15 protein-coding genes are annotated in these 13488 nt (G+C 68.0%); 6 read left to right on the top strand and 9 right to left on the bottom strand.

Going from position 1 to position 13488, the window contains the following annotated elements; genetic code table 11:
* Positions 1-28: 28 nt before the first annotated feature.
* The 4 genes from CQ039_RS16605 to motA all read right to left on the bottom strand — a co-directional run bounded on the left by CQ039_RS16605 (position 29) and on the right by motA (position 2106).
* Positions 29-304: a hypothetical protein gene (locus CQ039_RS16605; RefSeq protein ID WP_105562642.1), complete on the bottom strand. Its 276-nt coding sequence runs from the start codon at positions 302-304 to the stop codon at positions 29-31.
* 188 nt (positions 305-492) lie between these two features.
* The gene (locus CQ039_RS07245) at positions 493-783 is read right to left on the bottom strand and encodes a hypothetical protein (protein WP_199183588.1); all 291 of its coding nucleotides are present in this window, start codon (positions 781-783) and stop codon (positions 493-495) included.
* Positions 784-884: 101 nt separating this feature from the next.
* Positions 885-1040 carry a hypothetical protein gene (locus tag CQ039_RS16600; RefSeq protein ID WP_158255988.1) on the bottom strand — a complete coding sequence of 52 codons (156 nt, stop codon included), beginning with the start codon at positions 1038-1040 and terminating at the stop codon, positions 885-887.
* A gap of 196 nt (positions 1041-1236) precedes the next feature.
* On the bottom strand, positions 1237-2106 hold the full coding sequence (gene motA / locus CQ039_RS07240) for a flagellar motor stator protein MotA (protein WP_105562643.1): 870 nt from the start codon (positions 2104-2106) through the stop codon (positions 1237-1239).
* Between the two features lie 155 nt (positions 2107-2261).
* Here motA and CQ039_RS07235 point away from each other — a divergent pair, with 155 nt between their 5' ends.
* Positions 2262-3068 carry an alpha/beta fold hydrolase gene (locus tag CQ039_RS07235; RefSeq protein WP_105562644.1) on the top strand — a complete coding sequence of 269 codons (807 nt, stop codon included), beginning with the start codon at positions 2262-2264 and terminating at the stop codon, positions 3066-3068.
* Here CQ039_RS07235 and CQ039_RS07230 read toward each other — a convergent pair.
* Positions 3065-3889: a DUF2306 domain-containing protein gene (locus CQ039_RS07230; protein ID WP_233190151.1), complete on the bottom strand. Its 825-nt coding sequence runs from the start codon at positions 3887-3889 to the stop codon at positions 3065-3067. The two genes, CQ039_RS07235 and CQ039_RS07230, sit on opposite strands and share 4 nt — an antisense overlap.
* 121 nt (positions 3890-4010) lie before the next feature.
* Between CQ039_RS07230 and CQ039_RS07225 the strand changes: the two genes are divergently transcribed.
* A complete protein-coding gene (locus CQ039_RS07225) occupies positions 4011-5000 on the top strand; it encodes an AraC family transcriptional regulator (RefSeq protein ID WP_199183587.1) in 990 nt (329 codons plus the stop codon).
* Here CQ039_RS07225 and CQ039_RS07220 read toward each other — a convergent pair.
* Positions 4997-6796: a long-chain-acyl-CoA synthetase gene (locus CQ039_RS07220; RefSeq protein ID WP_105562646.1), complete on the bottom strand. Its 1800-nt coding sequence runs from the start codon at positions 6794-6796 to the stop codon at positions 4997-4999. The two genes, CQ039_RS07225 and CQ039_RS07220, sit on opposite strands and share 4 nt — an antisense overlap.
* 338 nt (positions 6797-7134) lie before the next feature.
* Here CQ039_RS07220 and CQ039_RS07215 point away from each other — a divergent pair, with 338 nt between their 5' ends.
* On the top strand, positions 7135-7698 hold the full coding sequence (locus CQ039_RS07215) for a hypothetical protein (RefSeq protein WP_105562647.1): 564 nt from the start codon (positions 7135-7137) through the stop codon (positions 7696-7698).
* A 55-nt stretch (positions 7699-7753) separates the two neighbouring features.
* Here CQ039_RS07215 and CQ039_RS07210 read toward each other — a convergent pair whose 3' ends face one another.
* A complete protein-coding gene (locus CQ039_RS07210) occupies positions 7754-9076 on the bottom strand; it encodes a sorbosone dehydrogenase family protein (RefSeq protein ID WP_105562648.1) in 1323 nt (440 codons plus the stop codon).
* A 139-nt stretch (positions 9077-9215) separates the two neighbouring features.
* Between CQ039_RS07210 and CQ039_RS07205 the strand changes: the two genes are divergently transcribed.
* The 3 genes from CQ039_RS07205 to CQ039_RS07195 all read left to right on the top strand — a co-directional run bounded on the left by CQ039_RS07205 (position 9216) and on the right by CQ039_RS07195 (position 12000).
* The gene (locus CQ039_RS07205) at positions 9216-10163 is read left to right on the top strand and encodes an ABC transporter ATP-binding protein (protein WP_105562649.1); all 948 of its coding nucleotides are present in this window, start codon (positions 9216-9218) and stop codon (positions 10161-10163) included.
* A complete protein-coding gene (locus tag CQ039_RS07200) occupies positions 10163-10930 on the top strand; it encodes an ABC transporter permease (RefSeq protein ID WP_105562650.1) in 768 nt (255 codons plus the stop codon). The genes CQ039_RS07205 and CQ039_RS07200 overlap by 1 nt, the downstream gene beginning before the upstream one ends.
* Before the next feature lie 98 nt (positions 10931-11028).
* A complete protein-coding gene (locus CQ039_RS07195; RefSeq protein WP_105562651.1) occupies positions 11029-12000 on the top strand; it encodes a hypothetical protein in 972 nt (323 codons plus the stop codon).
* A gap of 46 nt (positions 12001-12046) precedes the next feature.
* On the opposite strand, the gene CQ039_RS07190 is transcribed toward CQ039_RS07195, so the two are convergent.
* Together CQ039_RS07190 and CQ039_RS07185 are read right to left on the bottom strand one after the other, a co-directional pair.
* Positions 12047-12592 (bottom strand): hypothetical protein, encoded by a 546-nt coding sequence (locus CQ039_RS07190; RefSeq protein WP_146112104.1) that lies wholly within the window; start codon positions 12590-12592, stop codon positions 12047-12049.
* 97 nt (positions 12593-12689) lie between these two features.
* Positions 12690-13463, bottom strand: coding sequence for a hypothetical protein (locus CQ039_RS07185; RefSeq protein ID WP_105562653.1), 774 nt, complete (start codon positions 13461-13463; stop codon positions 12690-12692).
* Between the last annotated feature and the right edge of the window lie 25 nt (positions 13464-13488).

Raw genomic sequence — 13488 nt, 5'->3', positions numbered from 1 at the left:
CCGAGGGCCGCGATCCAAGACGTAAGTCTTAGTGAGCGGCAGCCGGAGCGGCCGGAGCAGCGGCGGCGTCAGCAGCCGGAGCAGCAGCGGCGTCAGCAGCCGGAGCAGCAGCAGCAGCAGCGTCGGTGGCGGCGGCGGCAGCGTCGGTGGCGGCGGCGTCGGCGGTGGCGGCGGCGTCCGTGGCGGTCGCAGCGGCGTCCGTGGCGTCGGCAGCGGCGTCTTCAGCCTTGTCGGTGGCGGCGGGTTGGCAAGCGGCCAGGGCCAGAGCAGCGGCCGAAGCGGCGATCAGAGCGGTGATGCGCATAGTTGTTGTCCTTCAGAAGGTAAAAGCGAGATCATGAACCCTCGCTGAGAGGGAGATAACGGGATCGTGAGGAAAACCGCAAGCGAAATTCTCACGGGTTCGTGAAGTCCCGTTATCCCCATGAAGAAAGGGCCGCCCCGACACCAGTCGGAGCGGCCCTTTGCCGGCTTTCTGAGGGCCGAAGTTTTTTAGTGAGCGGCCGGAGCCGGGGCGGCCGGAGCGGGCGCCGGGGTCATGGCGGCGCCCGCGGCGTCGGCGGCTTTTTCGGTTGCAGCGCCGGCGGATGCAGCGGCGTCGGTGGCGGCGCCGGCCGCAGCCGTGGCGGCGTCAGCGGCGGTGGCTGCAGCGTCCGAGGCGGTGTCGGCGGCCGCGTCAGCGACGGCGGCGGCTTCTTCGGTCTTGGGCGCAGGTTGTTGGCAGGCGGCCAGCGACAGGGCGCTGAGCCCGGCGGCGACGATCATCAGGCGACGGATGGTCATGTGACTAGAGCCCCTTCGATTTCAAAATCCGGCGGGGCTGATCCCCGCCGATGCAAGGCGTAACGCGAGATTGCCGGGTTCGACAAGTCCGATGTCGGCACTCAGGCCGGGGGAACCGGCGGCGAGGTCGGGTTCATCGGATCGGTCGGCGACCGGTCCTCGGGCAGGGTCGGCGGGGTCTGGGCCATTGGCGGGGTCGAGGGCGGCGCGACCGATTCGCCGGGCGGCGGGGCGGCGCTGTCCGCCGGGGCGGTCATCGAGTCCGCGCGGCGGGTTCGGGGGGAGGCGCTGTCGAGGCCGGCGCCGGCGGCGATGTGTCGTTGCAGGCCGCCAGCGTCAGGGCGGCGAACAGCAGGGCAGGGAGGGCTTTCATGCAAGGCTCCACGGGAATGCACGCGAACGTGACCCGTGGAGAACCGATGTGAGCAATCCGTGTTCCCGTCCGCGATCGGATCAGGCGTCCATCGGCGCGGCGGCCAGGGCTTCTTCCATTTCGGTGAAGGAGGGTTGGGCCGTCGAGGGGATGTCGCCACGACCGATCTCGACCGAGATCTGGGCGGCGTTGCCGTGCAGGTGGGCCACCAGCACCGAGCGGATGATCTTGTAGTAGGAGGCTTCCTCGTCGACGATCGCGCTCAAGCGGGCGGCGAAGGGGCCGACCAGGCCATAGGCCAGGAAGACGCCGAGGAAGGTGCCGACCAGGGCGCCGCCGATCATGCCGCCCAGGACTTCCGGCGGCTCGGTGATCGAGCCCATGGTCTTGATGATGCCGAGCACGGCGGCGACGATGCCCAGGGCGGGCAGGCCGTCGGCCAGGTTCTGCAGGGCGTGGGCCGGGGCCAGGGCCTCGTGGTGATGCTTCTCGAGCTGCTTTTCCATGGCGTCCTCGATCTGGTGCGGATCTTCGAGGTTCATGGTCATCATCCGCAGCGTGTCGCAGATGAAGTCGGTGGCGAAGTGGTCCTTCAGCACCTTGGGATACTTCTGGAAGATGGTGCTTTCTGCCGGCTTTTCGATGTGGCTTTCCAGAGCGATGACGCCCTTGGACTTCATGGTCTTGGTCAGTTGGAACAGCAGGCTCAGCAGGTCCTTGTAGTCCTGCTTTTTCCACTTGGGTCCGGCGAAGGACTTGCCCAGGCCGCCCAGGGCGCCCTTGATGACCGGCAGGCTGTTGGAGATCAGAAAGGCGGCGATGCCCGCGCCGAAGATGGCCATCAGCTCATAGGGCAACGAATACAGGATCGTCGCCATCTTGCCGCCGTGCAGCAGGAAGCTGCCGAACACCATGGCGAACAGCATGATGATGCCGATAATCTGGAACATGGGGCCGCCGGACGTCCTGAAGAAGAGAGCTCAGGACGCCCGTTATCAGCGTTAATGCTTAAGAGCGCGTTTCAGGAATCCCGGTTCGGGACGCGGAGGCGAACAGCGGGGCTGTCGGTTGTCGCGTGCATCGCAGCAATGATAGGCGTCAAGGCATGACGCCTTCTGCTTCTATCCCGCCGCCTTTCCGAGAGTTGTCGGTGCAGACGCCGCGCGGGCTGGCCTTTGTCGCCGTCTGGGGCGAGTTGGAGGCGAACGCCGCCGCGCCGATCATCCTGTTGCACGACTCCCTGGGCTGCACGGCCTTGTGGAGAGACTTTCCGATGCAACTGGCGGCGCGCACGGGGCGGGCCGTGGTCGCCTATGACCGGCCGGGCTATGGGCGCTCGGTCGTGCGGCGCGACCGGATGGAGGTCGACTTCGCCCGAGCCGAGGCGGACGAGGCTCTGATCCCGGTGCTGGACGCCCTGGGCCTGGAACAGGTCGTCCTGTTTGGCCACAGCGTCGGCGGGGGCATGGCGGCGGCGGCCGCCGCGACGGCGCCTGAGCGGGTCGCGGCGGTGATCACGGAATCGGCCCAGGCCTTTGTCGAGGACCGCACCCTGGCGGGCATCCGTGCGGCGCGCGACGCCTTCGCCGCGCCGGGCCAGGTCGAGCGGCTGGGCCGCTATCACGGCGAGCGGGCGCGCTGGGTGCTGGACGCCTGGATCGACACCTGGCTGTCGCCCGAATACGCCGATTGGTCGCTGGATCGCGACATCGCCGCTGTGCGCGCGCCGCTTCTGGCCCTGCACGGGGATCAGGACGAGTATGGCTCGCTGCGTCACCCCGAGCGTCTTTCAGGTCTGTCGGCGGGCGAGGGGCGGATGCAGGTCTTCGAGGGCATCGGCCACGTGCCCCACCGCGAGGCGCCCGAGGCGGTGCTGGCGGCGGTGGCCGACTTTCTGCAGGCCGCGCCCTAGATCATGTAGGGGCCCCACATGAAGGCGACCGCGCCGAAGACGCCCAGGGCGGTGACGGCGGCGGCCAGGACCATGCCGGCGGCGGTCAGCCGGCGGGCGGCAGGCCTGGCGCTGCGCCCGGCGCGCCAATAGGCCTCGAACATGGCCAGGGGGATCAGATAGGCGCCGAACTGCAGCACCACATCGGCCGGGCCTGACAGGGTCTGGTTCATGCCCAGCCCGCCGGTGGCGATGGCCCAGGCCATCAGCCCGACCCGCAGGAACCAGACGCCGTTGACCGCCAGAAAGGCGCGCATGGCCCAGCGCCGGTGGGCCTCGAAGTTCCGCTCGACGGCGGTGCGCCAGGCCAGGGCGGCGAAGATCAGGATCAGCACCCCGTCTACCGAGACCGCGATCGCCGAGATGAGCGACAGATAGGTTCCTCGTTCCCAGGTCAGCCACAGACCGCCGACCGCCATGATGACGGCCGTGGTCAGAAAGACGCGCCCGTTCCAGCGATGCAGGCCGGGCGCTCGGCGGCGTAGAGCGGGGATCAGTTGCATCAATCCGCTGAGGGTGACGACCGCCGCCAGCAGGACGTGGACGGCGAACATCAGGTTCCCCGCGTCGTCGCCGGGCGCATAGCCCTTGATCAGCGGCTTGTCGTTCCAGCCGGCGAAGTCGCCGACCAGGGTGCGCCGCCCGAAATGGGCCAGGATCATCCAGACGAAGGCGGCCTGGCCGACCGCGGCGACGCAGAACCAGATCAGGCCGGATCGGCGCAGCAGGGGCGCGCCTGACATCGCCTTGATCGACGGGCTTGCGATTTTCGATGTCGTCACGTCCAATTCACCCTTGGTTCGTCTGAGGTGATCCGGGCTGTGAGCGGTTTGACGGTCGTGATCTCGCCGATTTGGAAATCGGCCATGGATTCTCACTCCGTCCGGGCGGGGAGGCGCGGTCGTGAGTGCTGAGGGTCTGACAGCGTGGCGGCGCGGGCAGATCCGCCTGACGGACATTCAACTCTATGGCGGTCTGTTCGCGACGGCGGTGGCGGCCTTCTGTCTGGCCCAGGTCATGGGCCATCGCTTCGGGGCGGCGTCCGAGGTCGTGGCGGTGCTGGGCGACGCCACCTGCGGCTGGTCCTGGCTGCTGGTCCGCGCCCTGTTCCAGCGGCCTTCGCCGATCGGAAGCGAACGCGAGAGATGGCCCCTGATGCTGGTCCTGACCCTGGTGGGGGCGGGCGCCTTCCTGCGATTGGCGCCGGACCTGTCGAGCGCGGCGCCGCGCATGGTGGACAATGTCAGCGGCCTGGTCAGTTCGGCCCTGCTGCTGCTGGCCGCGGTTGAGCCTCTGAAGGGGCTCGGTGCGGGCGTTTCCGCCTCGGAACGGCGCTTCCGCATGGGCTTCGCGGCTGGCTATGCGATCATTCTGGCGGTGGCCGTCATCTGGGTGAACGGGGCGCCGGGCGACAGTTGGGCGGCGCGCTGGAGCGGACAGATCAAGATGGTCTGCGCCCTGATCGCCCTGGCCGGCATGGGCTTCGCCTTGGTGTGGCGCCGGGGTCATCCCCTGGCGGCGGTCGGACGCAGCCGCGCGCGGCCCCTGACGGATGAGGAGGCGGGCCTGGGCGACCGCATCCTGCGCCTGATGACCGAGGAAGGGGCCTATGCCCAGCCCGACCTCAAGGTCGCGGATCTGGCGCGGCGTCTCGGCGAGGCCGAATACAAGGTCAGCCGCAGCATAGCCGGCCTGGGCTTTCGCAACTTCAACCAGATGGCCAACCGTTTCCGCATCGAGGAGGCCAGGCGGCGGCTGGCGGACCCGGCCCTGCGCCGCCTGCCGGTCCTGACCATCGCCTATGACTGCGGCTTCGCCTCGATCGGGCCGTTCAACCGGGCCTTCAAGGCCGAGACCGGCATGACGCCGCTGGCGTTCCGCGCTCGCGTCTAGAGCCGCGTCGTGCCGTCGAGGATGGCTTCATAGGCCTTGGCGGTCAGCTTCTGATAGCCGGCCTTGCCGCCGCGCACATAGACGGCGCCCTCGACCTTGGCCGCGTCGAAGCCGTCAGCGACCAGGTCGACCTTGCGGTATTTGAAGGTGCCGGTGGTCTCTGCCGACTTCATCATGCGCAGGAAGACGGGGCGGGCGTAGGGCGGCAACTGCTCGTCGGCGTAGGCGGCGAAGGCGGCGGCGTCGAACTTGCCCTCCAGCACCAGGGCCGCCATGCCGGCCTTGCCTTCCTGGCCAGGGACGGAAACGCCGTAGGCGATGACTTCCTGAACGCCGGGGGCGTCATGCAGGCGCTGCTCGACCTCGGCGGTCGAGACGTTCTCGCCCTTCCAGCGATAGGTGTCGCCCAGGCGGTCCATGAAGTAGAAATAGCCGTCGCGGTCCTGACGCATCAGGTCGCCGGTGCGGAACCAGCGATCGCCCTTCTTGAAGACGTCGGTGAGGATCTTCTTCTCCGAGGCCTTCTTGTCGGCGTAGCCCGAGAAGTCGTGGCGGATGTCCGAGGCGATCTGGCCGATGGCCTCGCCCGTCTCGCCGACCGCGACCAGTTGGCACAGGCCGTCCGACCGGCGCAGCGGTTCGCCCGTTTCCGGGTCGAGCGCGATCAGGCGGATATTGATCTGCGACTTCAGATAGCTGGGCACCCGGCCGATGGCGCCCGACTTGCCGTCGAAGTTGAACAGGGAGACATTGCCCTCGGTGGAGCCGTAGAACTCCATGATGTCCTTGATGCCGAACCGCGACTGGAACTCGGTCCAGACGTCGGGGCGCAGGCCGTTGCCGAAGGCCAGGCGCAGCTTGTGGGCGCGCTCGTCCTCATTGGGCGGGCAGTTGACCAGATAGCGGCACAGCTCGCCGATATAGACGAACATGGTGGCGCCGGACGTCTTCACATCGGGCCAGAAATGGGTCGAGGAAAAGCGGCGACGAATGATCATCCGCCCGCCGTTCAGCAGGATCGAGCCGACCCCGACCAGGCCGCCGGTCGAGTGATAGAGCGGCAGGCAGTTGTAGAGGGCGTCCTTGGTCGTCGAGGCCGTGGCTCCGGCGAAGGCGCGCATATAGGTGCGGGCGCGCGAATGCGGGATGCGCGCCGCCTTGGGCAGGCCGGTGGTGCCCGAGGTGAAGATAAACAGGGCCGTGTCGCGGTTGGTCAGGCCCTTGCGCAGGCTCTTGTCCGGGCGAACCGAGGAGGCGCTGCGCACCGCGTTGTCGATGTCGCGGCGATCGTTGGTCTCGTCCTCGTCGGCCAGGCCGTGGACCCAGCTCATCAGATTGCGATCGACGAAGGGGCGGGCCTCCTCGACCGCGCGCCAGCTTTCCTGGTCCGTGACCACGTTGAAGGCGTTGGAAATGGTCAGACAGTGGGCCAGGGCCTGACCCGTCAGATTGGTGTTGATCAGGGCCGTGGCCACGCCAACCTTGGAGAAGCCGAACCAGGCCGCCAGATATTCGACCCGGTTGTGCATCACCAGGGCGATGACGTCCGAGCGCTTCAGGTTTCGCGCCTTGGCCCAATGAGCATAGCGGTTGGCCAGGGCGTCCAACTCGCGATAGGTCAGGCGGCGGGTCTCGTCCTCGAGCGCGACATTGTCGGGGAACTTGTCGACGGCTTCTTCGATGTCGTCACAGACCAGGACGTCGCTGTCGAGAGTGATGGGCTTGATGCGCTTCAGGAGGCGGTACAGCCCGCCCGCGAACTTCATATCGCGCCGGATGTTCGCTGCCAGACCCATGGTTGCGCCGCCTCTTCCCGAATTATGCCTTTCAATGGTGATGAACGGGCGACGGCGGCGGGTCAACAGGTCGCAAGCGCGCATCGCCACAATGTTTGACGAAAGCGATGCTTTGTCCGTTTTTTCGATGACGCTGCGTAAGGTTGCTTTGCGACGTTACGTCAACCTCCGTGACGATTTGTCGAAAGAAGGTCGAAAGCAATGATGGCCTTATGACTTGATCATGCTTTCGCCTGAACTGTGGCGAGGGTGGTGCTTCTTCGGGGCGAAGATCATATTCGCGGAACCTTGCTCTTCTGGATCGAGTTGTCTGGCTCTGGATCAAAGGAGAAGACAAAATGTCCGTGACCTATACTGATCAGGTTCGTCCCGCCGCCGCTCGGGTCGACAGCGAGGCCTATGTCCCGGTCTATGCCCGCAGCGGCGCTCGCAAGTCGAACAAGCCGCTAAAGACCTGGATGATCCTGGCGCCTCTGGGCGTTCTGGTGCTGGGCGGTGCCGCCGCCGCTATGCTGATGCAGCCCGCCGAGCCGGCGCCGACGCCCCTGGAGGCCGCGCCGTCCGCCATCGCGTCCGAGGTTTCACCGCTGACGGCGGCGACCATTCCCATGGAGACGCCGGCCGAATTGACGACGGCGACGCCCATTCCCCCGGCGGCCGCCGCGCCGGTCGAACGTCGCGCGATCCCGGCCCCGGCCAGGGCGTCGACGCCTCTAGCCAGGGCTGAACGCGCCGCGCCTGCGCCGGTTGAACCGGCCGTCGAACCGGTCGCGCCGATCGTGTCGCCAGGACCGCAGCCCTATCTGTCGGTCGCGCCGCAAGTCCCGACGACGCCGTCGGCTCCGGCTCCTGCTACGCCAGCAGCGCCGCCCGCACCCATTGTGATCACGCCGCCGAACTGATTGGGACGGTGCAGCCTGAGAGGCCCGGCTCACGCCGGGCCTTTTCATTGAGGGATCAGGGGCGGGCGGGCGTTATGCGCCAGATGATATTCCCCACGTCGTCGGCGACCAGAAGCGCGCCGGAGCGGACGCCCAGAACCCCGACCGGCCGGCCCATGGCCTCGCCCTTGTCGTTGCGAAAGCCGGTCAGGACGTCCTGCGGGGGACCCGCCGGCTTGCCGCCGCTGAAGGGAACGAAGATGACCTTGTAGCCGGCGGGCGGGTTGCGGTTCCAAGAGCCGTGCTGGCCGACGATGGCCCCGTTGCGCCACTGGGGCATCAGGGCGCCGGTATAGAAGGTCAGGCCTAATGAGGCGGTGTGCGAGCCGAGGGCGTAGTCGGGCTTGATGGCCCTGGCGACCATGTCGGGGCGGGGCGGCTGGACCCGCGCATCGACGGTCTGGCCGTAATAGCTCCACGGCCAGCCGTAGAAGCCGCCGGGCGTGACCGAGGTCATGTAGTCGGGGACCAGGTCGTCGCCGATCTCGTCCCGCTCGTTGACCGAGACCCAGAGGCGGCCGTCTTCAGGGTTCCAGGCCATGCCGATCGGGTTCCTCAGGCCCGAGGCGAAGACGCGGCGGGCGCCGGTGGCCGGGTCGATCTCGAGCACGGCGGCGCGGTCGACCTCTTCGTCCAGCCCGTTCTCGCCGACGTTGGAGTTGGAGCCGACGCCGACATAGAGCTTCGAGCCGTCCCTTGAGGCCACCAGGCTCTTGGTCCAGTGATGATTGCGCCCGCCGGGCAGGTCCGCGACCTTGACCGGCGCAGCGTCGATGCGCGTCTGGCCGGTCTGATAGGGGACGGCGACCACGGCGTCGGCGTTGGCGACGAACAGGCGGTCGCCGATCAGGGCCATGCCGAAGGGGGAGGTCAGGCCGGACAGGAAGACGGTCTTCGTCTCGGCCACGCCGTCGCCGTCGGCGTCGCGCAGCAGGGTGATGCGGTTGGCGCTGGGCGCGCGGGCGCCCGCCTTGCCCATGATGCGGCGCTCGAACCAGCCGCGTATGCCGCCTCCGTCGCTGGCCTCAGGCTTGGCCGGGGCGTTGGTCTCGGCCACCAGGACATCGCCGTTGGGCAGTTCATAGAGCCAGCGCGGATGGTCAAGGCCCGTGGCGAAGGCGTTCACTGCCAGGCCCTGGGCCGCGATCGGGGCGCCGCCCGCGGGCCAGCCGACGGCGGGGGCGATCTTGACCGTTGGGACGCGCTGGACGCGGGCCTGCGGCAGTTGCGGGTTCGCCCCGAAGCCGAGGCTTTCAGGCAGGGTGCTCTCGGTCTCGCAGGCGGACAGGGCGAGGATCAGGGGCAGGGCGGCGACGGCGAGGAAACGGGAACCGGTCATGGGCGAACCTTGCGTCTCTGGGGGCCTTCTGGAAGATCGACACTATAACGCGGTTTCGTCGTGTGGGATCAGCGTCGCCGTCAGGCCTTGAGCCTGTTCAGGCGCCTCCCTATCTGCGCAACCTGCGCCGGGAGGGCCTATGCCGTCAGTCATTTCCATTCAAGGTCTGACCAAGACCTATAAATCCGGTCATCAGGCGCTAAAGCGCGTCGATCTGGACATCGAGAAGGGCGAGATCTTCGCCCTGCTGGGGCCGAACGGGGCGGGCAAGACGACGATGATCTCCATCGTCTGCGGCATTGTCACGCCCTCGACCGGCACGGTGATCGCTGACGGCCATGACATCCAGAAGGACTATCGCGCCGCCCGCACGCGCATCGGTCTGGTGCCGCAGGAACTGACGACCGACGCCTTCGAGACCGTCTGGGCCACCGTCACCTTCAGTCGGGGCCTGTTCGGCAAGGCGCCGAACCCGGCCTATATCGAGCGCATCCTTCGCGACCTGTCCTTGTGGGACAAGAAGGACGCCAAGATCATGACCCTGTCCGGCGGTATGAAGCGCCGCGTCATGATCGCCAAGGCCCTGAGCCATGAGCCCGACATCCTGTTCCTGGACGAGCCCACGGCGGGCGTGGACGTGGAACTGCGCCGCGACATGTGGGGCCTGGTGCGCAAGCTGCGAGAGCGCGGCGTCACCATCATCCTGACCACCCACTATATCGAAGAGGCCGAGGAGATGGCCGACCGGGTGGGGGTCATCCTCAAGGGCGAGCTGATCCTGGTCGAGAAGACCGCCACCCTGATGCGCAAGCTGGGCAAGAAGACCCTGACGCTGAACCTGCAGGAGCCGATGACGGTCATCCCTCCGGAGCTGGCCGAGTGGGACCTGAGCCTGAAGAATGAGGGCGGGGAGCTGGAATACGCCTTTGACGCCCACGCCGAGAAGACGGGGGTGCCGTCGTTGCTGCGCCGCCTGTCCGATCTGGGCATCGCCTTCAAGGACCTGAACACCCGCCAGAGCTCGCTGGAAGACATCTTCGTCAGCCTGGTTCACCGCGACAGCACGAGCGAAGGGGAGAGCGCGTGATGACCTTCAACGGACATGGCGTCTGGGCCATCTATCGTTTCGAAATGGCGCGGGCCCTGCGCACCCTGTGGCAGTCGATCGTGACGCCGGTGATCACCACGGCGCTCTATTTCGTTGTCTTCGGCGGGGCCATCGGCAGTCGGATGCAGGAGGTCGGGGGCGTGCCTTACGGCGCCTTCATCGTGCCGGGCCTGATCATGCTGAGCCTGTTCACCCAGTCGATCTTCAACGCCAGCTTCGGCATCTATTTCCCGAAATTCACCGGCACCATCTATGAGATCCTGTCGGCGCCCGTCAGTCCGCTGGAGATCGTCATCGCCTATGTCGGGGCGGCGGCGACCAAGTCGGCGGTGCTGGGCCTGATCATCCTGGCCACGGCGGCGCTGTTTGTGCCGTTGCAGATATTGCACCCCTTCTGGATGCTGGCCTTCCTGATCCTGATCGCCACGACCTTCAGCCTGTTCGGCTTCATCATCGGGGTCTGGGCGCAGAATTTCGAGCAGCTGCAGATGATCCCCATGCTGATCGTCACGCCCCTGACCTTCCTCGGCGGGGCCTTCTATTCGATCGATATGCTGCCGGACGGCTGGCGCACGGTGACCCTGTTCAACCCGGTGGTCTACCTGATCTCGGGCTTCCGCTGGGCCTTCTATGGCATTGGCGATGTCAGCGTGGGTCTCAGCCTGACGGCGACGCTGGGCTTCTTCTTCGCCTGCCTGGCGGCGGTGGGCTGGATCTTCAAGACGGGCTATCGTCTGAAGAACTGAGGTCCATTCAGCGCGTCACGAAACCGCCGAACTCGCTCAGCAGTTTGAAGGTCTGCCGACCTTCTTCGTGATGCGCGCCGCCCGGCGCCGGAGACCGAATGTCCGACGCCGACGACAAGTCCGTTCCCTTCGCCCGCCGTCCGGTGCAGTGGGGCCGCCCGCCCCAGACCACCTTCCGCGCCGGACCTCTGCCGCGCGGCGCGGGCCTGACGCCGCCGGTCGCGACGCCTCAGCCGACGCCTCGACCGACGCCTCAGCCTTCCGTCGCAGCGGTCGCGCCGCGTCCGTCGTCCGGCAGCATGTTCACCGGTTCGCTCGTGCCGCAGCGCCGTCCGACGCCGCCGGCCGCTGCGCCGAACCTGATCACCGCGCCCATGCCGAGCGCGCCGCAGCCGCAACCCGCTCGGCCCGCTGCGCCAGTAGCCGCCCCGGCCGCGCCGGTGGACGCCACGCCGCGCGCCTTGCCGAAAACCGCAGAGGCTCCGGTCGCCGCGCCCGCATCCGCCGCCAAGCTCTCTCCGACGCCCGCCCCCCGGATCGAAACGGCGTCCGTCACGCCTCCGGCCGCCGCGCCGCTTTCTGCGTCCCGCAAGGGCGTCAACCGCGCGCCGCTCTATGTCGCCGCCGCCGCTGTTGTCGTGATCGGCGCTCCCCTGGCCACCTGGCTGATCACCCGCGCGAACAGTGAACCGGCTCCGGTCGCGCCGGCCTCGACCTCGGAGGCCTCGCCTTCGTCCGCTGTGCCCCTGCCGACGACGGACACGGCGGCGCCGATTGAGACCGAGACCTCCTTGGCCGCCGCGCCGCCTGTCGTTGCGCCAGCAGTCCGGCCCACAGCGCCGCGCCCGGTCGCACCGCGTCGGGCCAGCGTCGCCGCTTCAACTGAAACCCTGGCGGCAGCTACGGCCGCACCCGTCGCACCGCCTGTCGTTGCGCCGCCGCCGCCGGTCGTGGTGATCGCTCCGGCGCCCGAGCCGGCTCCGCCCGCCGGCCCCGCGCCGACCGCGGCCCGTCCGGCCCAGGCGGACCCCGACGCCCCGATCGTCACCAAGCCCCAGCCGCTGGACTAGAGCCGCTGGCCGAGGGTTCGGGGGGCGGTGCAGGTCCCGGCCTGGATCATGGCGGGGGCGTCTGCTCGGCCAGGGGCGGCACGCGGCTCGCCTTGCGAACGGCGTCGGTGAGCAGGTCGCGGTCGAGGGCGCTCTGGATCGTCGCTTGATCTGGAATGGCGATGAACTGGGTGCCGTAAATCTGAGGTCGGTCCGTCGCCACCAGGTAGCGGTCCAGGCTGGCGGCGGCCAGCCAGGCGCCGTCCTGTTCGCCCAGGCTCAGTGCGGCGGTCGCCAGGGCGTGGGCCAGCAGGAAGTCTTCGGGCCGGTCGCCGTGCTGGAAGATGAAGCCAGCGTGCCAGTAGTCCTTGCCGGAACGCACCTCGTCCCGGTCCAGCATGGCCCGGACCTGCTCCCGGCGCTCGGCGTCGGCGAGGCTTTCCATCAGATCGGGCCCGCCGTCCTTGCGTGCGGCCTGATCGTCCCTGAACAAGGCCGCTAGCGCTCGGTTGTCCGCCACGGCCACGGGTGCGGGCGCGTCGTCAGTGCGAGCCGAGGGACCGCAGGCCGTGAGCAGGAGCAGGGCCGCGAGGAGGGGAGCCAGAGGTTTCATGCCCCTGGATAAGGGGAACGGCCACGCTTGGTGCAAGCCTGGGTATCTTTGTTCTGTAATCTCGGCGAGGGCCGGTCGCCCGGATGGACAGGCCCTTCTAGTCCAGGCGGTAGAGCGTGCGGCTGACGACGAGACGGCCGGGCTCGACGCCCGGTCCGAGGCGCAAGCGCGAGGAAGGCAGGGCGTCCAGGGTGGCTTGCCCGAAGCCGACGCGCGGCGGGTTCTCCATCTCGATGCGGCAATCGCGCAGTCGGCCGGCCTCGGCCACGATGCAACTGAACAGGACCTCTCCGGCGCCGGCCGACATGGCGCTGTTGGGATACTGCGGCGCCGCGAACCTTTGCCAGATGTCGGGAAAGACGCCGGGACGTTCGTAGGGCGGATCGATCTCGATCAGATCGTCGCGCGGATCGTCCAGTCGGGTTTCGCAGGCGGCGAGGACCTGATCGAGGCCGTCAGGGTCGGACGGGAGAGGTAGGTCGTATCGATGGGCCTGGGCGGTCTCGCTGCTGGCTGGCAATCGAACCGACGCCATGCCGCCCTTTTTCAAGATGCGGGCGACATGGGCGGGGCGGCTAGCGAAGATCATGGGCTGATCGGCAAGGTTGAGCCAGGTCTGTCTCTGATGCTCCCCGCCTTGCGCCGCCCATTCGAGCCGACGGGTTTGCGGGCCGGATTCGGTCGGCACGCCGGTCATCATGACGTCCAGGCGCTTGTTGCGACATCGGACGACAAAGGACTGGCCGCTCTCATAGCTGGCGCTGGCGATCAGGGCGCCGCTGGCCTCCGTCAGGGTCCAGCCGTCCTGGTCCTGCGCGGCCGCCGGAGCGGCGACGAGCAGGGCGGACAAAAGGGTTGCGGCGGCGATCATGCCGCTGATAGGCGCATGAAGGCGG

Origin of the sequence: Brevundimonas sp. MYb52, from assembly GCF_002979535.1 — a bacterium.
Classification (GTDB): Bacteria; Pseudomonadota; Alphaproteobacteria; order Caulobacterales; family Caulobacteraceae; genus Brevundimonas.
The sequence above is the reverse complement of the archived record's forward strand: the minus strand, read 5'-3'. Positions and strand labels throughout refer to the sequence as shown.